Here is a 24,355-nt window from a genome sequence, read left to right as displayed (position 1 = left end):
GCCTGAATCTCGTCGGGACATGCGTGTTCGTCGTCGCAGTGTGGCAAGTTCCTCGTGAGCCGGTCCATGCGGGTGGACCCCGCCAATGGTCAAGCAGGCGAAAACGTCCCGCGATAGACCATGAATTGCGCTAAAACGAAGCCGGCAAATGCTTGATCATCCGCCGAGCGCCATGACGATCACAATGAGCACGACGCCGAGTATCGCCATCAATGCGCCAGTGAAGGCAGGCTTTCCGACGCCAGCGTATCGTCCGAGTGTCGCGCCTAGGGCAAAGAGCATTGCGACGGCAATACCCCGAGATGAAGCCAAAGCGACTTGAGTATTCTGCGTGACAAGAAATGGGAGCGCGACCGGAAAGGTCGCGATAACGACAAGCAGGAAGATCGCTGTGGCCGCCGCGAAATCCTCCGCGTGAAGAAGTGGCAGCCTGGTGACATTCAAAGTCAGCAAGCGGCGCCGCATGCCTGCAATTTCCTCTGGTCCGCTGATCGCGGCGACATAATCGGGCAGGGAGTCACTGACAAGCTTGAACCCTGCTTCAGAGTCCGCTGAGGCGATCTGTGACGCGATCACTCGATTGCGAGTTCGCGCGGTGACTAACCTTAGCAGGTACATGACCGCATCGACCAGGCCCCATGCGAGATTGCAGCCTAGCGCAGCCCTTGTTGCGGCACGCGCTTGCTCGTTTGCAGTCGAGGCGAGCGAGACCGTACCGACGATAGTGACGGCCATGATAATGCCGAACAATATTTCAGACGTGCGATCTATCGGATCCAGGAGCCGCCTGAACTTCATATTTTTCATGGATTTTCTACCGTTGCGATTGGGGTGGTGCGCGCTGGGTCTGGCGACGGAAGTGAAGCGCGAACGATAAGTTCGCTGCTGTCGGCAACGTGCGTCAGAGGGTCATCTGGAAGATCGGACTCCGCTTCTGTGCGGGTATCTGACGTCCCGCAAGTTGACATCGAATGGCGGACGTGCGCTCCGCTCGGGTTGCTCCATTGAAAGCTAGTCCATAGACGGGCCCAGTTGTTGAGGCTCGTCAATTCTCTTGACGAAGCCGAGGGCTCGTCAATTCTCTTGACGAAGCCGAGGACGAATCGAGGCCAAGTTTTTCGCAGACCGCAGACTTCCGCCGGCGGGAATGGGGCATGGACGTCCGACCTGGCCATGCAGACGTGGATGGGCCGAAAGTCCTATTGCCGCACCGTGATATGCGTACGATAGTGAAGTGATGTCGCGGATTTCGCGCGTTTCGAGGGGGGAGCAATGTCAAGAACACTTGAAAAACAGGAGAGCACCGATGCCGCCAAGGTGGTGCAGATCGACAACAAGACTTACCTGAAGGAACTCGCTCGGTTGCACGTTGAACTAGTGAAGCTTCAAGAGTGGGTTGTCCAAACGGGAGCCAAGATTTGCGTGATCTTTGAAGGTAGAGACGGGGCGGGCAAAGGGGGGGCGATCAAAGCCATCACCGAACGGGTCAGCCCGCGGATCTTCCGTGTCGTCGCCTTGCCGGCACCCACTGATCGAGAAAAAACCCAGATGTACGTCCAGCGATATCTTCCGCATTTGCCCGCGGCGGGTGAAATCGTACTTTTTGACCGGAGTTGGTATAACCGCGCGGGAGTGGAGCGCGTGATGAAGTTTTGCACGGAGGAGCAGGCGCAAACATTCCTGAGGGCAGTTCCCCTCGTCGAAAAGGCAATTGTGAGCTCGGGAATCGTCCTCCTTAAGTATTGGCTGGAAGTAAGTGAAGAAGAGCAGACACGCAGGCTGGAAGCGCGCATACATGATGAGCGAAAAATATGGAAGCTTTCACCAATGGATCTTGAGTCATACCGCCGGTGGTACGACTACTCGCGGGCACGCGATGAGATGTTTTCATCGACGGATACCGAAGGCTCGCCCTGGTTTGTCGTGCTTTCCGATAACAAGAAGCGGGCCCGGTTGAATATCATTAGCCATCTTTTAAGCTCGATTCCATATCAAGAATTGCCGCGGAAACGGATTTCGCTGCCGGCACGTCAGAAGCCAAAGGGATATGTCGATCCTGCGTACCCGTTCCGATATGTACCGGAGGTATTCTGATAATGTGGCATTCTTAGTGATCTCGCTATTAGGCGCCATGTGGCGGCAGGAAGCTAGGTTTTCGGCAAAAGGACGGAGATGGCTGCGTGCCTGCTTCGGAATAATTTGAAGGTGGATTTCCTCGAAAAATTGTCATGTTCGTTTCTCTTAATTAAATGACGGCGACAGTGATGGTTATCGAGTTAGGTAAAAAAATAAAACAGTAATTTCGTCCGGAATTGATGATTCAAATCAGAAAATGAGGAAGAAAATGCGCTAGAGTAAGTTCAGAGGTCGGCAGTCAAAGTTGTAATGGATTGGTCCCCGTGGTTCGATACATATGTCAAGCGAGCAGACCAGTCGCATCGACCCGAAAAAAAATCTGAACATGGCGCGGAGACATCGATAATGACTCGACTTGGGCAGGTGAAGGAGTTCGCCATTCGCCTTGCTGTAAACCTGACTGCTTTGTATTTGCCTCGCAGGCAACTTGCAGCTAGTCGTTCTGGCGTTGAAGTTGGCTCTTCGATGGAGGTTCCATTTCCGGGAGATCGGGCCCCTTCCCGGTTGCCAAAAAGCGACCTAATCCCCGCTTTGGCGCGCGTTGCATCCCATTCAGAACATAACCCGTCCGCGGCCGGTTTTCCGGACAGCAAAGTCAAACTGTCACACCGGCTCATCCCGCCACTTTCGTGGCCTCGAGTGCCCGCCCAGCCAGCGAGTCCGATGCTTGGTGAAAGCATGTCTTTGCGAGAGGCGCTTGAAATGGTGCCCGTGCCTATCGTGACGGTCGACGTGAAAAATCGGATCACTTTCGCAAACGGCTGCGCCGCTGAAATGTTCGGACGCAGCCGGGACGAGATGATAGGTGAACCGGTTAGGACCCTGTTTCCGCCGGCTGTTGAAGACGATAGACACGATGCAATTGACTGTCTGTCCATATTCAACGAACGCTCGGAAAGGGTGCAGGTGCGACAGTTGCTCGCAAGGCGACGCAGAGGCGGGGACTTCCCAGCAGAATTCAGGAGTGTCCGGCGCAAATCCGGTAATCGGGAATTTCAGATAGTCGCTATATCTGACCGTAGCGACTGCAGCGAGCTCGAATTGAACCGGAACGAACTTGCTCATCTAGCACGGGTTTCGTCGTTAGGTGAACTTGCGGGTTCCCTCGCTCACGAGTTGAATCAACCGCTGACTGCGATTCTGAGTAATGCCGAGGCCGCGCAAAGGCTGGTTAACCTTGGGGCGAGCAAGAACGGCGAACTGCGCGAGGCGTTACAGGATATTGTTTCTGACGACTGTCGAGCGAGTGAGGTCATTCAGAGAATCAGGACGCTGGTGAGAAACGGCAATATCGAAATGCAGCCGTTGGAGTTGGGAACGGTGGTCGCAGATGTGGCCGCGCTCGTGCGCAGCGACGCAATGGTGCGTGGCGTGCATGTGACCTTTTATGTCGAAGATGCGTTGCCAATGGTGCGAGGTGACCGTGTTCAGTTGCAGCAAGTCCTACTTAACCTGCTACTGAACGGCTTCGACGCCGTGAAGGGACTCGCGGCACAGGAGCGTCTCGTCGAGATGGCGGTGCACCGGGCGCCTGACTCAGGCGTGCACATTACGGTGAAAGACTGCGGTAGCGGACTACCAGGGGATCATATCGACAAGGTTTTCCAGCCGTTTTTCACCACAAAGCCCCAAGGATTGGGCTTGGGATTGTCAATTAGCCGCACCATCGTCAACGCTCATGGTGGCTGCATGTGGGCTGATAAGAACGTTGGCCCGGGTGCGTGCTTTCACATAACGTTGCCACCACCTCAAACATTCGGCGGAATTTCTGGAGCAAGCGACCATGAGTCAGCCTAACAGCCGGGTATTCCTTGTGGACGACGACGAGCAGGTACGCTGCGCAATCTCGCGGCTGCTTCGCGCCGCCGGTTATTGCGTGCATTCCTTCGACAGTGCTGAAGTATTTTTCGATCGGGCGGACCTGTCGAGCTATCCCGCGTGCCTCCTGCTTGATTTGCAGATGCCCGGAATGACGGGGCTCGACGTACAGCACAGACTGAATGGACAGGTTCCCATCGTCTTTCTCACCGGCCGTGGCGACGTGACGTCGAGTGTCGATGCCATGAAGGCGGGCGCACTGGATTTTCTGATTAAACCGGTTCGTGAATCGGTCCTGCTTGCCGCCGTCGATCGAGCTCTGCAATTTGCCTGCAAGGAGTTTGAGACACAGCGGGAACACGCGGAGTTAGTGGGGCGTGTCAATCAACTCACGCGCCGTGAGCGGGAAGTCATGGCGCTGGTGCTGACCGGGCGGTTGAACAAACAGGTTGCGAGCGATCTAGGGGCCGCTGAGAAGACAATCAAGATTCACCGCGGACGTGTAATGGAGAAGATGAGGGCGAGATCGATCGTCGAACTCATTCGCCTCGCAGATAAGGCCGGTGTGCACGCGGCCGATGACCAATCGCCTTCCAGGTGACCGACTCCGCGAGCGCGCAGCTCGCTTGATCATTTCTTGTGCAGCGTTATCTAGTGGACCAAAGTCCTATACCACGATCGCTCATGTGTCTTTAGGATGAACCTGCTGGGAACCACTCACAGGAGCGCCCGCGCGATTGCGTCCACATAATGGTCAAGTCCAGTCGAATAGTCGCCGTGGTGGATGACGACGAGTCGGTTTGTCGTTCCATCAAACGTTTGTTGCTCTCCGCCGGAATCGGAGCGGAAACGTTTGTCAGCGGAGAAGATTTTCTCGACGCGTTGTCGGCGATTCCCTCGTTCTTTCCAGACTGCGTGATTCTGGACATCCAGATGCCCGGTATCAATGGGCTGGAGGTCCAGCGGCAACTTGCTCCGCGCGCTCTGCCCGTCATCATCATCACCGCTCATGACGATATCACCGTGCGGGAGAGAGCCATCGCATCCGGCGCGACCGCCTATCTGCGCAAACCGTTCAACGGGTCGGACTTGATTAAAGCCGTTGAACTGGCCTTGGGCAGTGGTCCCGGGCAATAGTGCCGATTCCTGAGCCGTCGCTGGATATGAGACTAAGGTCCGATTGTCTCGCGCAGGGTCGTCAAGCAAACTGAATTGCGTCGAAGCATACGTTGCGATTCCCACTGGCTTCCTTTGCGCAAGCCTGGGGCAGGACGTCGCGTGGCCGACAGGGATGCTATTGAAGGGGACACGCAATGAAACTCGAGTCGACAGTCGCCGCGATCTCGTTCGCGCTTTGCACGCTCAACGTCTACGCCGACGACTTCAATGGCAGCAAGAAGCTGGTTTGCGCGACCGTCGAAGCGCATGCATGCGATCCTGGCCTCGCGTGTAAGCGTTCGTTGCCTGCGGAGCTCGGCGCGCCCCGATTCCTGACTCTGGACTTCAAAAAGAAAGAGGTGACCGGTCCGGCCCATACCACACCCATGCTCATAGTCGACAAACAATCCGACCAGATAGTCATGGAGGGAACCGAGATGGGATACGCATGGACCCTGATCCTCGATTCGACCGACGGGTCAATGACATTGATGCTCGCGAATAGTGGCGATGCAATCGTGTTGTTTGGCAACTGCACACCCTCCTGATCAGGGATAGTGCCATGAAAACAGCTTCGCTTCCTTTTGCCCCGTATAGCAAGCTGTGCTGCTCTCGCGGCGCACTGGTCCGGCTTCTCAAACGCGGGCAAGCGCGGCGCCTGGCGCATCTCATCTGCGATACCGGCTTCAGCGCGGCAGAGCCATGGATCGATAGTCGCGGTGCTCCGTCTCACCGGACGTACCGGACCGGGTTATGGCACGCGGGACTACCGTTGCTTTTCCTCGCGGCGCTCACGCTGCTTCCTGGTTGCAAGAAGCAGGCGGCGGCCCCGGCGGCGCGCCCACCTGAAGTGACGGTGGTGTCGGTGGCACAGCAGGATACGCCTGTCGACTTCGAGTTCACGGCCCAGACCCAAAGCTCGCGCGAAGTGGAGATCCGGGCCCGGGTCGACGGCTTTCTCGACAAACGCGCGTACGTAGAGGGGCAGGTGGTCAAAACGGGCCAGACTATGTTCCTGATGGACAAGAAGCCTTTCGAGGCCGCACTGCAGACAGCGAAAGGACAACTGGCTCAACAGCAGGCGCGATACCAGGTCGCGAAAGCGAATCTCGGCCGGGTGGGTCCGCTTGCCGAGCAGAACGCGTTAAGCAAGAAGGATCTGGACGACGCGATAGGCAACGAAAAACAAAGTGCCGCGGCCGTGATAGCGGCACAGGGAGAAGTAGAGACGGCCCAGCTCAATCTGAGCTACACGACGATCAAATCCCCGCTGACGGGTCTGTCCAGCTTCGCGCGACAGCAGGACGGAAGCTACGTCACGGCGACGACCAGCGGTCTTCTGACCTATGTATATCAACTTGACCCGATGTGGGTCAACTTCAGCATTTCCGAAAACGAAATGTTGAGATATAGGGACGAGATTGCCGCAGGGCGGTTGAAGTTTCCCGCCAACAGCGATTTCGTGGTGACGCTGATTCTGGCGGACGGAGGCCTATTCTCCGAGAAAGGCCATATCGATTTTGCGAACCCGGCCTTTAACACGGAAACCGGAACCTTTCTCGTTAGAGCGGTATTCAGCAATCCGAAGGGGACTTTACGCCCGGGCCAGTTCGTCAAAGCTCGCGTATCCGGGGCAACGCGCCCCAATGCGATCCTCGTGCCTCAGCGGTCCGTATTGCAGGGGGCAAAGAGCCATTTCGTGTGGGTCGTCGATAAAGACTCCAAAGCTCACCAGCGTGTGGTTGAAGTAGGGGATTGGCACGGTGACGACTGGTTCGTCTCCGGCGGGCTGAAGCCGGGTGAACGCATTGTGGTGGACGGCGCTTTGCGCGTCGTGGCCGACATGCCGCTCAATATCGTCAAAGCGGCGCCGGCAGCAGCGGGTGCGGCGGCTTCGGCTTCTGGTCCGGCAGCAAGCCCCGCGGTAGAGCCCGTGGCCGAAGGGCGCAATGCGGGGCCGGACGGAACCGCCAGCAACGCCACCCAGTGAATGGATGAACGACATGAATGTCTCGCACTTCTGCATCGATCGTCCGATTTTCGCGTCGGTTATCTCGATAGTGATTACGCTCGGCGGCGCGTTGGCGATGCTTGCGCTTCCGGTCGCGCAATATCCTGACATCACGCCGCCGCAAATCACGATTTCAGCAACCTATCCGGGAGCCAATGCCGAAGTGGTGGCGAATAACGTCGCCGCGCCCATCGAGCAGCAGGTCAATGGCGCGGACAATATGATCTATATGAACTCGTCCAGCTCCTCCACGGGGAACCTGACGATCAATGCTTATTTTCAGATCGGCACGAACCCCGAGCTTGCTCAGGTCGATGTTCAAAACCGCGTGAACCTCGCCCTGCCGCAATTGCCGCAGTCGGTCCAGGCGCAGGGTATTCAGGTGCAGAAGAAGTCATCCGCGTTCATGATGGTGATCGCGATCTATTCGCCGAGCGAACGTTATGATTCGGTATACATCGCGAATTTTGCCAACATCTATGTGCTCGATGCAATCAAGCGCATTCCTGGCGCGAATCAGTCGAGTATCTTCGGCAATCCGGACTATGCGATGCGTATCTGGCTCAAGCCGGATCGGATGGCGCAACTGGGGGTCACCGCGGCTGACGTTCAGCGGGTCGTGGCGAACCAGAATCAGCAATTCGCCGTGGGCAGCATCGGGCAATCGCCTACCGGGCGCCCGGTTGAACAGTCCTTTGCCGTCACCACGACAGGCCGCCTCGCCGAGCCGGCCCAGTTCGAAAACATCATCGTGCGCGCGGCGAGCGGCGGAGCAGCGATTGTCCGGCTAAAGGACATCGGGCGCGCGGACCTTGGGCAAAAAGACTATTCGATTCGCAGCCGGTTCCAGGGAAAGCCTGCGACGGTCATTGCGGTGTACCAGCAGCCGGGCGCGAATGCGCTCGAGGTGTCCAAGCAGGTGCGGGCGACGCTTCTGGAGCTGAAGAAATCGTTTCCGGAAGGGCTGAGCTACGAAATTGCGATGGACACGACGGAGTTCACCCGGGCGTCCATCTCGGACGTCGTGCACACCTTCTTTGAAGCACTCGTGCTGGTGGTGATCGTCGTCTTTATTTTCCTGCAAAGTCTGCGCGCAACGTTGATCCCGATCGTGGCGGTCCCGGTCTCCATCGTGGGCACGTGCATGTTCATGCTGCCGCTGGGTTTCTCGATCAATATGCTCACGCTGTTCGGGATGGTTCTGGCCATCGGGATTGTCGTGGACGATGCGATCGTCGTCATCGAGAATGTCGAGCGCAATATGACGGTGCACAAGTTAAACCCGAAGGATGCTGCGAAGAAGGCGATGGACGAAGTGTCGGGGCCGGTCATCGCCATTGTGCTGGTGCTGTGCGCGGTCTTCGTGCCGGTGGCGTTCCTCGGTGGCATCACCGGGCAGATGTACAAGCAGTTCGCCATCACGATCGCCATATCGGTCGTCATCTCCGGCATCGTGGCGCTCACGCTGTCGCCCGCGCTCGCCGCTTTGCTGCTGAAGAGCTCGCATGGCGAGAAAAAGGGCTTTTTCCGCTGGTTCGAAAACGGCTTTGCGCGAATGACGGCAGGATATGCGAGTGCGGTCAGATTGTTGATCAAGCGCTTTGTGATCGGACTCTTACTCTTTGCCGGCATGATCGCGCTGGCCGTCGTGATGATGAGGTCTATCCCCGGGGCTTTCCTGCCGCCCGAAGATCAGGGGTATCTGCTCGGCGCGGTCATCATGCCTGACTCGGCGAGTCTCGACCGTACCGGTGAAGTGTCGCAGCAGGTGACCGATTATTTCAGGAAACAGGGGGCGGTGGGCAGCATTACCGTGGTGGATGGTTACAGTCTGCTGGATAACCAGAACAAGAATAATGCGAGTGCGTTCTTTGTCGGTTTCAAGAGCTTTGAGGAGCGCTATTCCTCGGAAAACAGAAAGACGCAGAACGCACAAGCCGTTCTGGTGGACGCCTACCGCGGATTTTCGACGGTGAAAGAGGGCGTGGTGATTCCGGTCAACCCGCCGTCAATCCCGGGGCTGGGCACCACGGGCGGTACGGAAGTGTGGATCCAGAGTAAAGGCGATGCAACCGTCGCCCAACTGGCGGAAGTGGCGGACCAGTTCGTCCAGAAAGCGAAGCAGCGACAGGAGCTCACAGGGGTGACCTCCACATTCAACGCGTCGTCGAGGCAGTTGCTGGTGAAGGTGGATCGCGACAAGTCGGAAACCCTCGGCGTCCCGGTCGAGGACGTTTACAGCGCGATGCAAACGATGTTCGGATCACTGTACGTGTCGCAGTTCAACCGGTCGAGCCGCCTCTGGCAAGTTATCTTGCAGGCGGAGCCTTCGTATCGCCTCAAGCCCGAAGATCTGGACCAGATCTTTGCGCGCAGCCGTAGCGGCACGATGGTGCCGATCAAGTCGGTCGCGAGTTATCAGTACGTGACCGGCCCGGATCTCGTCACCCGGTTCAACAACTTTCCCGCCATCAAGGTCACGGCGAATGCCGCCCCCGGTTACAGCTCAGGCCAGGTCATCGCCGCGCTGGAAGACCTCGCCACGCAAATGCCGCCAGGCTATGACGTCGCATGGAGCGGCGAGGCGTATGAGGAGCGTCAATCGGGGGGCACATCCGGGCTCGTGTTCGTATTCGGCCTCGTGATGGTGTTTTTGATCCTCGCGGCGCAGTACGAAAAATGGACCTTGCCGATCGGCGTGCTGATGGCGGTGCCGTTCGCCCTCTTCGGCGCGTTGCTCGCTATTCTGTTGCGCGGGTTGACCAACGACGTGTACTTCCAGATCGGTCTCACGATGCTGGTTGCGTTGGCCGCCAAGAACGCCATCCTGATCTTCGAGTTCGCCGTGTTGAATCGTGGCACCGGCGCATCGGTGCTCGACGCCACGATGACAGCGGCGGAAGAACGGCTGCGTCCGATCGTCATGACCTCGCTGGCGTTTATTCTCGGCTGCGTGCCGCTTGCGATTGCGCGAGGCGCCTCGGCGAATAGCCGGCACTCGATCGGCACCGGGGTGATCGGAGGGATGCTCGGCGCGACGGTGCTCGCCGTGTTCTTCATTCCCATGTTCTATTACCTGCTCGAGTCGATGTCCTCACGCTCACGCGGAGGCAAGCAGACGCCGGACCAGGGGGGCGGCAAGGCGGCTCCCGTCACGCCTCCGGATGCGACGCCGGGTCCAGGCTCGACGCACCCGGCGCCCTCGGCACCGCGCGAGGGCGACTGACATGGAACGCCTGGCTCTTACGCGCCTGCTGGCCTCGCTCATGCTTCTTCCTTTGAGTGGCTGCCTGCTCGGGCCCGACTACGTGCGGCCGAAAGTCGATGTGCCCGCTACGTTCCGCTTTGCTCAGGACGAGTCGGTGAACGTCGCCAACACGATCTGGTGGGAGCAATTTCTGGATCCCGTGCTGAACCAGCTCATTGCCACGGCACTGGCGGAAAACCGTGATGTGATGGTGGCGGCCGCGCGCGTCGAGGAGTTCCGTGGCCAGTTCGTGACGACCCGGTCCTTCCTGTTCCCGCAGGTGGGCGCCGCCGCCGACGCCTCACGTCAGCGTGCGTCACAAAGCGCGGGTGTACCGCTCCCGGCGAATGTGAGCCCCGTCTATAACCAGTTCGACGTGACGTTGTCGGTCGCTTGGGAAATCGATCTGTTCGGCAAGTATCGGCGGCAAACCGAGGCGGCGCGGGCGAACCTGCTGGCAAGCGAAGAGGGCCGTCGCGCGACCATCCTCGCACTGGTGGCTTCCGTGGCCTCTTCGTACATCAACTTGCGCAGCCTCGATCGGCAACTGGAGATTGCGAAAGACACGGCAGTGAGCCGGGCGGAATCGGTACGCGTATTCACGGCGCGATTCCAGGCGGGTGAGGTCTCGCAAATGGAGCTCGCGCAGAGTCAGTCGGAGTATGAGTCGGCGCAAGCGACCATCCCGCAGATCGAAGCGCAGATAGGCCAGCAGGAGAACGCGCTATCGGTGTTGATAGGCAGAAATCCTGGCCAGATTCTGCGAGGCCGGGAATTGTCGGCATTGGGGACGCCGCAGATTCCCGCGGGTCTGCCTTCGGAGCTGCTGGAACGCCGTCCTGATCTTTTACAGGCGGAGCAGGTGCTCGTCTCGCAGAACGCGTTGATAGGCGCCGCACGCGCGCTCTATTTCCCTTCGATATCGTTGACGGGGCTATTCGGCTCTCTCAGCACGCAGTTTTCGAATCTCTTCACCGGGCCCGCTCGAGTGTGGTCTTTCGCGGGGTCGTTGACCCAGCCGATCTTTACGGCGGGCAACATCTCAGGACAGGTGCATCAGGCCGAGGCCCGGCAACAGGAAGCGCTCTTTACATACGAAAAAACGATTCAGGTGGCCTTCCAGGAGGTTGAGGACGCCCTCATCGCAGTGCGTAAAACGCACGAGCAACTCGCGGCGCAGGGAAATCAGGTGGAGGCGCTGCATACTTACGCGCGGCTGGCACGCCTGCGTTACGAGGGCGGTTATACGAGCTACATCGAAGTGCTCGATGCCGAGCGCAGTCTCTTTAACGCTCAGCTCAGTTACACGCAAACACAGGGGACCGTTTTCACCTCGTTTGTCAATCTGTACAAAGCCTTGGGGGGCGGTTGGGTTCTGGAAGCCGAAAAGATGTCGATTCCCGCACCGGCTCCGTCATCCTCGCCGGTGCCGGCTTCCCCCCCGAGCGCTGAACCGGTCGCGCAGCAGGTCCTGTCAACCGAGCGCCCAACTGCACAGGAGGCGCGATGATCGACGACGATATCATCGCGTGCCACGACTGCGATCTGCTGCAGCGTGGAACGCAGGTGAAAGCCGGCAGCACGTTGCGCTGCCATCGCTGCCACGCGGAGCTGCGTCGCGGCCGCTCCAATGGTCCCGAATACGCTTTGGCGTTTACGATGGCGTCCGTGGTGTTGCTCGTTATCTCCAACGTGTTTCCGATTGTCGGTCTGTCGGTGAACGGCACTCTGGTTCAAACGACGCTCGCCGGATCCGTGCGCGTGTTGTACTCGGATGGCATGTGGCCGCTGGCGGCGCTGGTGGGCATCACGACGATTTTCATGCCGGTGTTGCAGACGCTGACGATGTTGTGGCTTCTACTGCCTCTGCATTTCAGGCGGGTGCCGTGGGGGCCGGTAAGCGCATTCCGGCTATTTCAATGGGCACGCCCGTGGGGAATGACCGAGGTGCTGATCCTCGGGCTGCTGGTTGCGCTCGTCAAGCTGGCGCATATCGCGAAGGTGGTGCCAGGCACGGCGTTGTGGTCGTTCATCGTGCTCATGATCATACTGGCCGCCGCCGCAGCGTCGTTCGATCCGCAAGAGGTATGGTCGCGCATGACGGCAGCGCGAAACCCGGGTGGGCACGTACGCCTGCCGCGAGGTACGCCGGCGACTGGTGCGATTACAGCGGCAGCCTGCGGGCTGACGCTTTGTCACGATTGCGGCCTGCTGGTGGGTGCCCCGACGGGTTCCGCCGCGCGGCTTTGCCCGCGTTGCAAAGCGTCGCTGCACATGCGCAAGCCGGCTAGTCTGACGCGCACGTGGGCGTATCTCCTCGCCGCCACCGTGCTCTACATCCCGGCGAACGTTCTACCGGTGATGGACACGAGCTCGCTGTTCGGCGCGCAGAAAGACACGATCCTGAGCGGCGTGGTGTATCTGTGGGTATCGGGGTCCTGGCTGCTTGCCGTTCTGGTCTTCATCGCAAGCATCGCCGTGCCGATGCTGAAGGTTCTTGGCCTCGCGTATCTGGCAATCTCGACCCAGTTTCATTCGCGATGGCTGCCTGAACAGCGTACCCAGATCTATCGCGCTATCGAGCTTATCGGACGCTGGTCGATGCTCGACATCTACGTCATCACCATGCTCGTCGCGTTGGTTCAATTCAAGGCGCTCGCCACGATCAAAGCAGGTCCGGCGTCTATTGCGTTCGGCGCGGTGGTGGTGCTGACGCTGTTCGCGGCGATGTCTTTCGATCCGCGTTTGATCTGGGACGCTGTGGAGCGGGATCATGAGCACGCCTGGTGAAAAACCCGATACGCGTGAGCTTGTCGAGGCGGACGTGGTCCCGCGCTCGCGCTGGCGCATGCAGCTGGTGTGGCTGGTCCCGATCGTGGCACTGCTGGTCGGCGGATGGCTTGCCACGAAGGCGGTGCTGGAACGCGGGGAAAAGATAACCATCAGCTTCAAGACGGGGGAAGGGCTGGAGGCGGGTAAGACGAAACTCAAGTTCAAGGACGTCGATATCGGGGTCGTCGAAGCTGTCACGCTGTCGACGGATCGCAAACACGTCGTGGCGAAGGCCGAGGTGGTGCGCGACGTGGCCAATCTTCTGGTCGACAACACGCGCTTCTGGGTGGTACGTCCGCGCATTTCCGGAGGCACCGTGTCCGGACTCGGCACGCTTCTGTCCGGGTCTTACATCGACGTGGATGTCGGCAATGCGGTGAAGCCCCGTACCGATTTTGTCGGGCTGGAGGTGCCCCCCGTATTTGCCAGTGACATCCCCGGGCGGGAGTTCACGTTAAAGAGCGCAGGGCTCGGCTCGCTGGATGTCGGCTCGCCGGTGTTTTTCCGCAGGCTTCAGGTCGGACAGATTGCCTCGTATCAGTTGGACCCGGACGGTAAAGGCGTCACGCTCAAGGTATTTGTGAACGCCCCTTATGACCGGTTCGTGAAGGGCGACACGCGTTTCTGGCACGCCAGTGGAGTGGATATGGCATTCGATACCAACGGGTTGCGGGTCGAGACCCAGTCGATCGTTTCAATCATCATCGGCGGCGTGGCATTTGAATCTCCCGCCGATTCGATCGAGCAGGTTGCGGCGGCGGCCAATGCGCAATTCGAACTGTATGCGACTCGCGCGGATGCGATGAAGCAGCACGATCGCATTGTCGACAAGTATGTGGTGAACTTCATCGATTCCGTACGCGGCCTGACGGTTGGCGCGCCGGTGGATTTTCGCGGCGTAGTGATTGGCGAGGTGACCCAGATCTATACGCGATTCGATCCCGAACACCGGCGCTTCAGCATTCCCGTCGAGATCCAGATCTATCCCGAACGCTTTACTTCCCGCTATCAGACGGGTCGAGCAGGCGGGCGGATCAGCGATGATCCAAAAGGAATCGCGAATTACCTCGTCGAAAATGGTTTTCGCTTTCAGTTAAGGAGCGGCAATCCGCTGACCGGGCAACTCTATCTGGCAATGGACTACTTTCCCGACGCCCCAAAGGCAAAGATCGACTGGAGCAGGTCGCCACCCGAGTTGCCCGCAGTGCCGCGCACGCTGCAATCGCTGCAGGATTCGGTTACCCGGTTGCTGACCAAGCTCAACAATATTCCGTTCGAGGCGATCGGAAACGATGCCCGCACGACCCTGCGAACCACGAACTCGATGCTCTCGAAACTCGACGCGGATGTCATTCCGCGCGCCCACGATACTTTGGCTTCTGCGCAAACGGCGCTCGATTCGGCGAACTCCGCGCTGCAACCCGAATCCTCCTTGCAGCAGACCACAGAAGAGACTTTGCGAGAGCTGGCCCGAACGTCCGCGGCACTGCGTACGCTTGCGGATTATCTGTCACAGCATCCTGAGGCATTGGTACGCGGAAAGTCCGGGGGGCAGCCATGACTCGATACCGACATCGCGCCGGCAATGCAAGGCACGGGGCTCGGCCTGAAAGCGCCATGCCAATGCGCGGATGCCGTCTTGCCGTTGCCCTCCGTTGTATCGCGGCGTGTCTCGTGGCCGGCCTGGTGGCGGGGGGGCTCGGAGGATGCAAGTCGCCACCTGCCAGTTTCTACACGTTGAGCCCCGAGGCGGCTCCCGCCGGGTTGGAGACGTCTCACGCCATTCCGTTGGTCATATGGCCGGTTACCGTGCCGGACCTGGTGGACCGCCCGCAAATCGTGACCCGTGCGGCCGGCAACGAAGTGGCGATCAACGAATTCGCTCGCTGGGCTCAGCCTCTGAAGGGCAACATCGCGCGGGTCATCGCAGCGGATCTTGGTACGTTGCTGAATTCGCGGCAAGTGACGGTTTTCGAGGGTACGGCCGATCCACTGACGACATGGCACGTGAGGCTGGATGTGATGCGCTTCGACGCGCAACCAGGCGAGGACGTCATGGTGGATGTGCAATGGGTCATCCGTCCGCCGGGAAAGCAGGCTATGCGTACGGGGCGAACCATTGCTCGCGAGCCGGTTGCCGGTGCGGGCTTCGAGCAGCTGACCAAGGCCTGGGACCGCGCGCTTGTCGTGGTCAGCCTTGATATTGCGGCGGCTGTCGGTACGATGATCCAGCAATAGAGCACACCTGGCCGCAGAAGATATAGAGCGACCGAAGTCCTTTCTTCTCAGGCGGCTTCACTGATTCTTCGGCGCTGACGTAATCTATGTGATGCGTAGCGCTCGCCGCGCGCCGCCCAGTTTGGAATTCGTCTACCTTTATAGGTGCTTCGATGCCAGTTCAATCCTTCTTTACCGCGCGCAGTGTCACACGGATTTTGACGAGTGCCGTCCTGCTTGCTGGCGCAGGCGTCACCTTCGCCAGCAATCTGAATTTCCTGAAAGACACACCGATTAGCTACATGAAGGACGCGGACAAGAAGGCGCTGAACGACGCCGCGCAGATCGCGCTGGACCGCAATAAAGATGGCGAGTCGAGCAACTGGAGTAACAGCGGCACTGGCAACGCAGTGCCGATCCACGGGACGGTCACTCCACGCGATACATTGAAGGACGGTGACAAGACCTGTAGATCGGCCACGCTGACCGCCATCGCGAAAGGACAGACGCAGACCTGGACGCCTACCGTCTGCAAACAAGGCAATGGGCCGTGGAAGATACGGAAGCAGTGAGCGTAAAACCACGCCGCAGGCATGACGATGCCGACAACGCGCTGTTTCACCTGACCTGCTATCGGCTGGGTTGTCGATAGATGGAACGAGGCCAGGTCTCGGGAAAGTCCTTCAGGCCGTAGAGCGTGGATTGGCGTCCGGTGACGACTGCCGGTAAGGCAGTCTCCGGGACGCAGGGTTGGGCGATACCTCGGCTTCAGAGGTTCAGCTTGGTCACCTTGGTTCCAGCCAGCGACGCATCCGCCATCAGACCGGCATTGGTTAAAACAATGGCGACGACCTGCGAGGATGCTGATGTCGTGTCGATGGTGCCGTTCGCGCCCACCTTGAGCACGGAGACTGCCACGTCGCCGCCCACCGACCAGCCGGCGGAGCTCGAGAATTTGGCAAGAGCGTCCTGCGTCATAAAGAGGAAGATGACCGCGGTCGACTCGGCGCCGGCCTGGAAGCCGAATGAAGCAGCCGTGGTGCTGTAATAGCCGACCGTTGAGCCATGTACGCGCAAAGCGCCTTCACCATACTCGGCACCCGCGATGAAGGCCACTTTCTTGACTGCCGGGAAAGTCAGGATGCCTTGAGCTTTGGACGCCAGTTCATGTGAGCCGCCCACCGTGGCGTAAAGGCGCGACAGTGTTCCGTCGACGCTCGCGTCGATCGCCTGACGCTTCGAGGCATCCGTTTCGGGACTCTTGCCGCTGCCTGATGTCATGGTGCAGCCCGCGAACGCGAGGCCTGCGGCGGCAGCGATTGCTGCGGTATTCAATACGAAGTTCCTTCGTTTCATTATCGTCCTCCGTTTCGGTTCCGAGGCGAGTCCCCGGTGTCTGGGCCTTCAATCAGATCGTCAATTTCATTGGAATCGATACCGCCCCTTACCTCACTATGAGCATGCTGATTCACCGAAACGTTTTCCGGAATCTTCACTATTACGCGTTGTGACGACTTCCAGTTCTCTCCTGGATCCATGATGTCACAGCGAAAAAGCGCGGCAATCAGACCTTGGTCTTATTACTGAACAGGCGCCCGCGTCGTGCCGCGGCCTGCCGGATCTAGGACCAAGGTCCGATGCCCCTTGTCGTGATTGGGCGTTACGCTCAGACAATGCCAGGCAAGCTTCGAAGCCGCTGCGGACCGAATGCGCCGTATCGGGCCAGACGGACTCGCGTGAAATAGCCTTGAGCAGAGGAGACAGCCCGATGACCGAGGATCCTCGTCCAGCCAGCCAGCTGACGCAAGCCGCGCCTTCCGGATGGCGCGCCGTGTTCCCGCCTGTCACGTGGCTCTCGTCCTATCAGCCGAAATGGCTTTCGCACGATGCGATTGCGGGGGTCACGCTTGCGGCCTATGCGATTCCGGTGTCGCTCGCCTATGCCACACTCGCCGGACTGCCGCCGGAGTACGGTATCTATTGTTATCTGGTGGGCGGGCTGGCCTATGCCTTGTTTGGGTCATCCCGTCAGCTTGCGATCGGGCCGACGTCGGCGATCTCGATGCTGGTCGGTGTGAGCGTCTCGGAGATGGCCGGCGGCGATCCGGGAAGATTCGCTGCCATTGCGGCCCTGACTGCGCTTCTGGTCGCCGGCATGTGCTTTGTTGCATGGATCCTGCGCCTGAGTTCACTGGTCAACTTCATTAGCGAGACGATCCTGCTCGGGTTCAAGGCCGGTGCCGCGTTGACGATTGCTTTGACTCAACTGCCAAAGTTGTTCGGGGTGAAAGGCGGCGGCGAGCAATTTTTCGAGCGCGTCGTCACGCTGGCGGGTCAAATTCCCAGCACCAATCTCGCTGTGCTCGCCTTCGGTGTGACAGCGCTCGTCGTGCTGCTACTGGGGGAGAAATTCCTGCCAGGCCGGCCAGTCGCCTTATTCGTGGTGGTGATCTCGATCATTGTGTTATCCGTCACACCGCTAATTGGATTTGGCTTCAAAACCGTCGGCGCACTGCCGCAAGGTCTGCCGGAGTTTCGCTGGCCGGGCCTGCGCGTACGCGATGTGGACGGTGCGATCTCGCTGGCGTTCGCGTGCATGCTGCTGTCGTACGTCGAGAGTGTTTCCGCCGCTCGTGCGCTCGCCCAGGCGAACGGTTACGAGATCGATCCACAACAGGAACTGCTCGGACTGGGTGCAGCCAATCTGGCTGCGGGACTGTTTCAGGCCTATCCGGTGGCGGGCGGTTTATCCCAGTCCTCGGTCAACGACAAAGCCGGCGCCAGGACGCCGCTCGCACTGGTGTTCGCTTCTGTCACGATCGGGCTGTGTCTGTTGTTCCTGACCGGATTGCTGACCAATCTGCCGAGTGTGGTGCTGGCCGCCATCGTATTGGTTGCCGTCAAAGGGCTGATCGATATCGACGAGATGCGTCACGTTTGGCGGGTAAGCCGGTTTGAATTCTGCGTGTCGATGGTGGCGTTTGCCGCTGTGCTTCTGCTAGGTATCCTGAAAGGTGTGATTGTTGCCGTGCTGGTTTCAATGCTATTGCTGATAAGACGCGCCGCACATCCGCACGTCGCCTTTCTCGGCCGGATTCCCGGTACGCGAATCTACTCCGACGCTGAACGTCACCCGGACAATGAAACCCCGCCAGGGGTGCTGGTGTTCCGCGTCGAAGCGTCGCTGTTCTATTTCAATGTCGAGCATGTGCGCGCCGCAGTGTGGGAAAAAATCCGTACCGGCGATGGGTCGTTGAAACTGGTTATCGGCGATTTGTCGACATCTCCCGCTGTCGATCTGGCGGGCGCGCGCATGTTGGCCAAGCTGCATGAAACGCTGAAGGCGGCCGGCATCACGTTGCGGCTCGTTTCGGCCCATGCGGAGGTGCGGGATATTCTGCGCGCAGCGGGTGTCGAGAACCTGGTGGGCTACCTCCAACGTGGCGTCTCGGTTGCCGATACGATCGACGAATGGAAGGCGGGGCGCAACGTCGGCGGCGCAAACATCGTGGCATAGGAGAGCGAACAGGAGAGCGTCATGGCTGATCTATTAATTGGCAATATCGACGAGCATGTCACCGAAGATGAAATCAAGGCGTTTCTCGTGAAGTACGGTTTTCCACCTTTCGACAGTCTTGTCCACGTTCCTGGAGAAGGTTCGCGGCCGGCCGTGGTGGTGAGCTTCGAAGGCACGGGACCAGAGGTGCTGCGTCGCCTGCAACCGAGGGTGCACGACATGTTCTGGAACAATCGGAAAATCAACGTGCAGGTCATGAAAGACCGCTCTGAGTAAGGGCACATCCGCCGAACGCAATGCGCTGGCGGCACGCCACCGCCCGCGCCGCTGCCTATCCAGGCGCCTTTTTTATGGGTAACCGGTCTGCCGTAATGGACCACCTGTCGCCACAAGCAAATGAAGTGAGTGTGCGAGGCCGCCGCGCGGGCCGCGCATTGATTCTGCTCGTGATTGCGTTCGGGATGATCTTCGTGGGCGTGCATCTCGCCGCGGACCTCGAACCGGTGCGCAGGAGTTCGGCATTCCCGTACGCGCTGCTGTGCATCGCGCTGTTTATCGCGCTCGGGTTCGAGTTCGTCAACGGCTTTCATGACACGGCTAACGCGGTCGCGACGGTTATCTATACGCATTCACTGACACCGAATGTTGCGGTCGTCTGGTCAGGTGTATGGAATTTTGCCGGTGTCCTTTTTTCGAGCGGCGCAGTCGCTTTCGGGATCCTGCAGTTACTCCCGGTTGAACTCATTCTCAGGGTGGGGGAACGCGCGGGCTTCGCGATGGTGTTCGCATTGCTGATTGCCGCCATCGTGTGGAATCTCTCGACCTGGTACTTTGGATTGCCATCGTCGAGTTCCCACACGCTCATTGGTTCGATCATCGGCGTCGGGCTGATGAACCAGTTGATGCGTGGACCCTCCGGTACCAGCGGTGTCGATTGGACGCAGGCGCTCGGGGTGGCCAGGTCGTTGTTCCTCTCGCCGCTGATCGGATTCTTCGCCGCGGGAGTGCTGCTGCTGGCGTTAAAGACCGTCGTGCGCATCCCCGCGCTCTATGAGGCGCCGACCGGCAACCGGCCACCGCCGCTCTGGATTCGCGTCCTTCTGATCCTGACTTCCACGGGTGTGTCGTTCGCGCATGGTTCGAACGACGGACAGAAGGGGATGGGTCTCATCATGCTGATCCTGATTGGCACCGTGCCCACCGCTTATGCGCTGAACAAGACAGTCACTGCGCAGGAAGCGCTTTCTTTCGTCGCCGTGGCGCGGCAGGCGGCAGTGGTATTCGGCAAATACACGCACGCCGCGCCCGCTTCCGCCGAGGCTCACGAGGAAGTCGAAGCGTACGTGCGCCGTCATCAACTGACGACGGGGACGCTCGCCGCGATGCAGCAACTCAGCGATGCCGTGGCGGGACAAGTGGCGAAAACGGGATCGATCGCCGCGATGCCGCAGAGCATGGTCGATAACGTTCGGAACGACATGTATGTCGTCTCCGAAGCGATTCGCGTCATGGAGAAAACCGGCAACCCGGAATTTGCCGCGGCCGACCGGCTCGTCATAGACAACTACAGACACTATCTGGACCACGCGACGAAGTTCATCCCGAGCTGGGTGAAGGTCGCGGTGGCGATCGCGCTCGGCCTCGGTACGATCGTCGGCTGGAGACGGATCGTCGTCACAGTGGGGGAGAAGATCGGCCGGCAGCGTCTGACGTATGGACAGGGTGCATCGGCTGAAATGGTGGCGATGCTGACGATCGGCGCCGCCGACGTTTACGGACTTCCGGTATCGACGACGCATGTGCTGTCGTCGGGCGTCGCCGGCACGATGGTGACCAGCGGCTCGGGTCTTCAATGGAACACCGTGAGAAGCCTGTTGCTGGCGTGGGTCTTGACGCTGCCAGCTTCGATCGGACTGGCTGCGGTATTGTATTGGGCACTGCGCGTGACGTTCTAGACAGACTGTTCCGGGCAATGGGGCGACGCGATACATCGCGCTGCATGGATCGAAGCCGTGTTGCCGCGAATGTCTGAGCGGGCTGTTCGCGAAGACTGATCGCCACAGAGGTTGATGTGTTTCGCACCACACCTCAGCGGGTGTGCTGTTCACCAGGCGTCCACGATCGAATGAGCAAGCCGGATTTCTCGCCTCCCGAGCCGAAACCGGGCCGCATCGGGCCGCGGCCGAAGGCCGCCGATCAGACCGGCCTGCTGCGGTGGCTGCCCGGCATCCGTACGTTGCGGACGTACCGGATGGCCTGGCTGCCTCACGACATCGCGGCCGGGCTGGTGCTGACCACGATGCTGGTGCCGGCGGGCATCGCCTACGCGGTGGCATCGGGCCTGCCCGGCATTCATGGCCTCTACGCTTCGATCATTGCGCTGCTCGCCTACGCGTTGTTCGGACCCAGCCGGATTCTGGTGCTCGGGCCGGATTCTTCGCTGGCCGCGGTCATTCTGGCCGTCGTCCTGCCACTATCGGCGGGCGACCCGCTTCGCGCAGTCGCGCTGGCGGGCATGATGGCGATCGTGTCGGGGACGGTGTGCATCCTGGCCGGCCTGGCGCGCATGGGTTTCGTCACGGAACTTCTTTCGAAGCCGATCCGCTACGGGTACATGAATGGCATCGCGCTGACGGTATTGATCAGCCAACTACCCAAAGTGTTCGGTTGCCCGGTCGCCGGCGAAGGACCGCTGCGAAACATGCGTGCCCTCGTCATCGCGGTGATGAAAGGCGAGGCTAACTGGACCACCTTCATGCTCGGCGCCGGGACACTGGCCGTCATCCTGTTGCTCAAGGGCCGCAAGTGGCTCCCGGGTGTCCTGATCGCCGTGGTCGGCGCCACGGTCGTAACGAGCGTGTTCGACCTTGCCGCACGCGCTGAAGTGGCGGTGCTCGGCTCGCTCCCGCAAGGCTTGCCGGCATTCTCCATTCCATGGATCTCCACGGCGGACATGGTGCCCGTCCTGATCGGCGGCTGCGCCGTCGCCCTGGTGTCTTTTGCCGACACCAGCGTGCTGTCGCGTGTCTACGCGGCGCGGACCGGTGTCTATGTCGATCCGAACCAGGAAATGGTGGGGCTCGGCGTGGCGAACCTGGCTGCGGGCCTGTTTCAGGGCTTTCCGATCAGCAGCAGTTCGTCACGCACGCCCGTGGCCGAGGCCGCAGGCGCGAAGACCCAGTTGACCGCTGTGGTCGGCGCGTTCGCGGTGGCGTTGCTGCTGATGGTCGCGCCTGACATGCTGCGTGATCTGCCCACTAGCGCACTGGCTGCGGTCGTGATCGCATCGGCGATTGGCTTGATCGAAACCGCTGACCTGCGCCGCATCTATCGCATCCAGCGTTGGGAGTTCTGGCTATCGATCGTTTGCACGGTCGGCGTGTTTCTGCTGGGCGCGATTCAGGGCATCGGTCTCGCTATCGTGATTGCCATCATCGAATTCCTGTGGGATGCATGGCGCCCGTATTCGGCGATTCTGGGGCGCGTCGATGGCCTGAAGGGCTACCACGACATTACGCGTTATCGCGACGCACACCGTATCCCCGGGCTCGTCCTGTTTCGTTGGGATGCACCGTTATTCTTCGCAAACGCCGAGCTGTTCTGCGACCGGGTTCTGGACGCGGTGGCCACATCGCCAACGCCGGTGCGCTGGCTGGTGGTCGCGGCGGAACCGGTCACCAGCGTCGACGTCACTTCCGCCGATATGCTGGCCGATCTGGACGAGACATTGCACGCGGCGGGTATCGAGTTGTGCGTGGCCGAATTGAAGGACCCCGTCAAAGACAAGTTAAAGCGGTTCGGCCTCTTTGCGCGGCTCGGAGAGACCGCGTTCTTTCCGACAACCGGCTCCGCTGTCAGCAGCTACCTTGCGACCCATCCGGTCGGTTGGGTGGACTGGGAGGACAGGGAAGACCGGGAGCGTCAGGGAAGGGAGGGTTAGAAGGGGGCAACCGCTTCGGCCGGGGCGCCTTCACGCGAAGATCGTCCTTATGGCGGTCAGGATTTTCTGCGCCGTTGCGCCGAACGCAAAGTGCTCGCATAGGGTGAGCTGTGTCCTTGCCGGGATGCGTTTTTTCCACGCGTGGCAGTGGTTGAATGCCTTTCGCCGGCAGCGCGCTTCTGCGCATTCGCGTCCAACGCCCCGCCGAGCCCCTGCGCGTCGGAGACACGGGCCAGCTCGATGTCGGCCTTGAAGTGGTGGTGGCGCATGATGGTGGCGTCGAGCAGCGCAAGTTCACGGCGCAACGCCGGGTGGCGGGACGCAGGCAGCGTGTTCGTCAGGTTGACGATCATGGCGCGCAGGCGCCGCTCGATCTGCAGGCTGCCCGCGCCGTAGTGCCGTATTTCCCTGAAGGTGACATGGACGAAGTCTTCCCAATCCGGCGTGCGAAAGACCACGCGCGGCCTGCCGCTCTCGTCGTCGAGCGTGCTATTGGCGAGGGAACGCTGTCCGACCAGACGAAGCAGCCGGTGCAACTGATCGACGGCGAGCACCGCCGTGGTCGGATCGTTGATGGCCGGCGAAAGGGCCTTCAGCGCGATATCCACTTCGATGCGAAACGAGAACATCGGATCCTGCTCCATCGTCCGTTCGGAGCCCAGCGCCACCAGGTTTTGCAGCCGGCGGTCGCTGATCGTATCGCTGCTGCCGGTCAGGTAAAAGAGCGGCTCGTCCGTTGCGAGAAAATCGCCGACCTGCGCGGCGAACTCGATGAAGCAGCCGGCTCGCTGCGCCTCGCGATAAAGTCCGCGCAGATTCACGGCCAGCACAACCCCGGAACCGCCGGTGTGATACACGACCCGCTCGGCTACCGCCGGCGTGCCCGGTTGCGCTGCGGGGTCGGTTCCGGCGGTGCGTGAACGGGGCCCCCTTGCCAGTTCAGTGGCGAACAGCCGGCGAGCGGGTTCTTCCGAGGCAGGGTGAGGGTAGATGCTTTCAATGACCGCAAACCCCTGTTCCGCGACACGCCCCACGAGACTGACCGGCCGCAGCAGTCGTGCGGAATAGTCGATCAGCACGATGAACGCGACGAGTGAGCCGAGCCCGATGACCGTGGCAATGAGCACTTGCAGTTGCGGGACAGACCGGGGTTGCCCAAGCTCCGCCATGGTCCGGTGCGTCCAGAGCAAGGAAAACACGAAGAGCCCGACGATCCACCGGATCACGTTATCGCGTAGTAGCGTCGTCGCGATGATGCGCGGCGTATATTGGCCCCCCGCAACCTGGATCGCAACGAGCAGGGAGCCGAAAGTAAACACCAGGCAGGAGAGGTTTAGCGTAAAGATGCGATCGAGTATTCCGTGCGCTTCCTCGGTGCTCACGGCAAGCAGTCCTTGCTGCAGATCGGGGCCGCCGAGCGCAGCCATCCACTGACCCATTTTGTCGATCGCCCTGTTAAGAGCGATCGCGGCCATCAGG

19 protein-coding genes are annotated in these 24,355 nt (G+C 60.0%); 16 read left to right on the top strand and 3 right to left on the bottom strand.

Going from position 1 to position 24,355, the window contains the following annotated elements; all coding sequences use genetic code 11:
• Nucleotides 1-156: 156 nt before the first annotated feature.
• Nucleotides 157-807: a hypothetical protein gene (locus CJU94_RS15635; RefSeq protein ID WP_157763755.1), complete on the bottom strand. Its 651-nt coding sequence runs from the start codon at nt 805-807 to the stop codon at nt 157-159.
• Between the two features lie 465 nt (nt 808-1,272).
• Between CJU94_RS15635 and ppk2 the strand changes: the two genes are divergently transcribed.
• From ppk2 to CJU94_RS15575, 12 genes are all read left to right on the top strand, one after another.
• Nucleotides 1,273-2,094: a polyphosphate kinase 2 gene (gene ppk2 / locus CJU94_RS15630; protein WP_095419460.1), complete on the top strand. Its 822-nt coding sequence runs from the start codon at nt 1,273-1,275 to the stop codon at nt 2,092-2,094.
• A 705-nt stretch (nt 2,095-2,799) separates the two neighbouring features.
• A complete protein-coding gene (locus CJU94_RS15625; RefSeq protein ID WP_244220847.1) occupies nt 2,800-3,933 on the top strand; it encodes a PAS domain-containing sensor histidine kinase in 1,134 nt (377 codons plus the stop codon).
• Nucleotides 3,920-4,555, top strand: a complete 636-nt coding sequence (locus CJU94_RS15620) for a response regulator transcription factor (RefSeq protein ID WP_095419458.1) — start codon at nt 3,920-3,922, stop codon at nt 4,553-4,555. The genes CJU94_RS15625 and CJU94_RS15620 overlap by 14 nt, the downstream gene beginning before the upstream one ends.
• Nucleotides 4,556-4,704: 149 nt before the next feature.
• Nucleotides 4,705-5,091: a response regulator transcription factor gene (locus tag CJU94_RS15615; RefSeq protein ID WP_095419457.1), complete on the top strand. Its 387-nt coding sequence runs from the start codon at nt 4,705-4,707 to the stop codon at nt 5,089-5,091.
• Between the two features lie 176 nt (nt 5,092-5,267).
• Nucleotides 5,268-5,660 carry a hypothetical protein gene (locus CJU94_RS15610; RefSeq protein WP_095419456.1) on the top strand — a complete coding sequence of 131 codons (393 nt, stop codon included), beginning with the start codon at nt 5,268-5,270 and terminating at the stop codon, nt 5,658-5,660.
• 14 nt (nt 5,661-5,674) lie between these two features.
• Nucleotides 5,675-7,102: an efflux RND transporter periplasmic adaptor subunit gene (locus CJU94_RS15605; protein ID WP_244220846.1), complete on the top strand. Its 1,428-nt coding sequence runs from the start codon at nt 5,675-5,677 to the stop codon at nt 7,100-7,102.
• Between the two features lie 13 nt (nt 7,103-7,115).
• Complete coding sequence (locus CJU94_RS15600) at nt 7,116-10,349, top strand: efflux RND transporter permease subunit (protein WP_095420388.1); 3,234 nt, start codon at nt 7,116-7,118, stop codon at nt 10,347-10,349.
• A gap of 1 nt (nt 10,350) precedes the next feature.
• Nucleotides 10,351-11,880, top strand: a complete 1,530-nt coding sequence (locus CJU94_RS15595; RefSeq protein ID WP_095419455.1) for an efflux transporter outer membrane subunit — start codon at nt 10,351-10,353, stop codon at nt 11,878-11,880.
• Nucleotides 11,877-13,160, top strand: a complete 1,284-nt coding sequence (locus CJU94_RS15590) for a paraquat-inducible protein A (protein WP_095419454.1) — start codon at nt 11,877-11,879, stop codon at nt 13,158-13,160. Before CJU94_RS15595 ends, CJU94_RS15590 begins: the two co-directional genes overlap by 4 nt.
• Nucleotides 13,144-14,763, top strand: a complete 1,620-nt coding sequence (locus tag CJU94_RS15585) for a PqiB family protein (protein ID WP_095419453.1) — start codon at nt 13,144-13,146, stop codon at nt 14,761-14,763. Before CJU94_RS15590 ends, CJU94_RS15585 begins: the two co-directional genes overlap by 17 nt.
• Complete coding sequence (locus CJU94_RS15580) at nt 14,760-15,440, top strand: PqiC family protein (protein ID WP_341868346.1); 681 nt, start codon at nt 14,760-14,762, stop codon at nt 15,438-15,440. Before CJU94_RS15585 ends, CJU94_RS15580 begins: the two co-directional genes overlap by 4 nt.
• Before the next feature lie 152 nt (nt 15,441-15,592).
• Nucleotides 15,593-15,991 carry an RT0821/Lpp0805 family surface protein gene (locus CJU94_RS15575; RefSeq protein WP_095419451.1) on the top strand — a complete coding sequence of 133 codons (399 nt, stop codon included), beginning with the start codon at nt 15,593-15,595 and terminating at the stop codon, nt 15,989-15,991.
• A 196-nt stretch (nt 15,992-16,187) separates the two neighbouring features.
• Here the strand turns inward: CJU94_RS15575 and CJU94_RS15570 are convergent, their stop codons facing one another.
• Complete coding sequence (locus CJU94_RS15570) at nt 16,188-16,775, bottom strand: BPSL1445 family SYLF domain-containing lipoprotein (protein WP_095419450.1); 588 nt, start codon at nt 16,773-16,775, stop codon at nt 16,188-16,190.
• Between the two features lie 412 nt (nt 16,776-17,187).
• Here CJU94_RS15570 and CJU94_RS15565 point away from each other — a divergent pair, with 412 nt between their 5' ends.
• From CJU94_RS15565 to CJU94_RS15550, 4 genes are all read left to right on the top strand, one after another.
• Complete coding sequence (locus tag CJU94_RS15565; RefSeq protein WP_095419449.1) at nt 17,188-18,936, top strand: SulP family inorganic anion transporter; 1,749 nt, start codon at nt 17,188-17,190, stop codon at nt 18,934-18,936.
• Nucleotides 18,937-18,957: 21 nt separating this feature from the next.
• The gene (locus CJU94_RS15560; protein WP_095419448.1) at nt 18,958-19,212 is read left to right on the top strand and encodes an RNA-binding protein; all 255 of its coding nucleotides are present in this window, start codon (nt 18,958-18,960) and stop codon (nt 19,210-19,212) included.
• Between the two features lie 95 nt (nt 19,213-19,307).
• A complete protein-coding gene (locus CJU94_RS15555) occupies nt 19,308-20,891 on the top strand; it encodes an inorganic phosphate transporter (protein WP_095419447.1) in 1,584 nt (527 codons plus the stop codon).
• Nucleotides 20,892-21,061: 170 nt separating this feature from the next.
• Nucleotides 21,062-22,876 carry a SulP family inorganic anion transporter gene (locus tag CJU94_RS15550; RefSeq protein WP_095419446.1) on the top strand — a complete coding sequence of 605 codons (1,815 nt, stop codon included), beginning with the start codon at nt 21,062-21,064 and terminating at the stop codon, nt 22,874-22,876.
• Nucleotides 22,877-22,932: 56 nt separating this feature from the next.
• Here CJU94_RS15550 and CJU94_RS15545 read toward each other — a convergent pair whose 3' ends face one another.
• Nucleotides 22,933-24,351 carry a DUF2254 domain-containing protein gene (locus CJU94_RS15545; protein ID WP_244220845.1) on the bottom strand — a complete coding sequence of 473 codons (1,419 nt, stop codon included), beginning with the start codon at nt 24,349-24,351 and terminating at the stop codon, nt 22,933-22,935.
• Nucleotides 24,352-24,355: the final 4 nt, after the last annotated feature.

Origin of the sequence: Paraburkholderia aromaticivorans, assembly GCF_002278075.1 — a bacterium.
GTDB classification, from domain to species: Bacteria; Pseudomonadota; Gammaproteobacteria; order Burkholderiales; family Burkholderiaceae; genus Paraburkholderia; species Paraburkholderia aromaticivorans.
The sequence above is the reverse complement of the archived record's forward strand: the minus strand, read 5'-3'. Positions and strand labels throughout refer to the sequence as shown.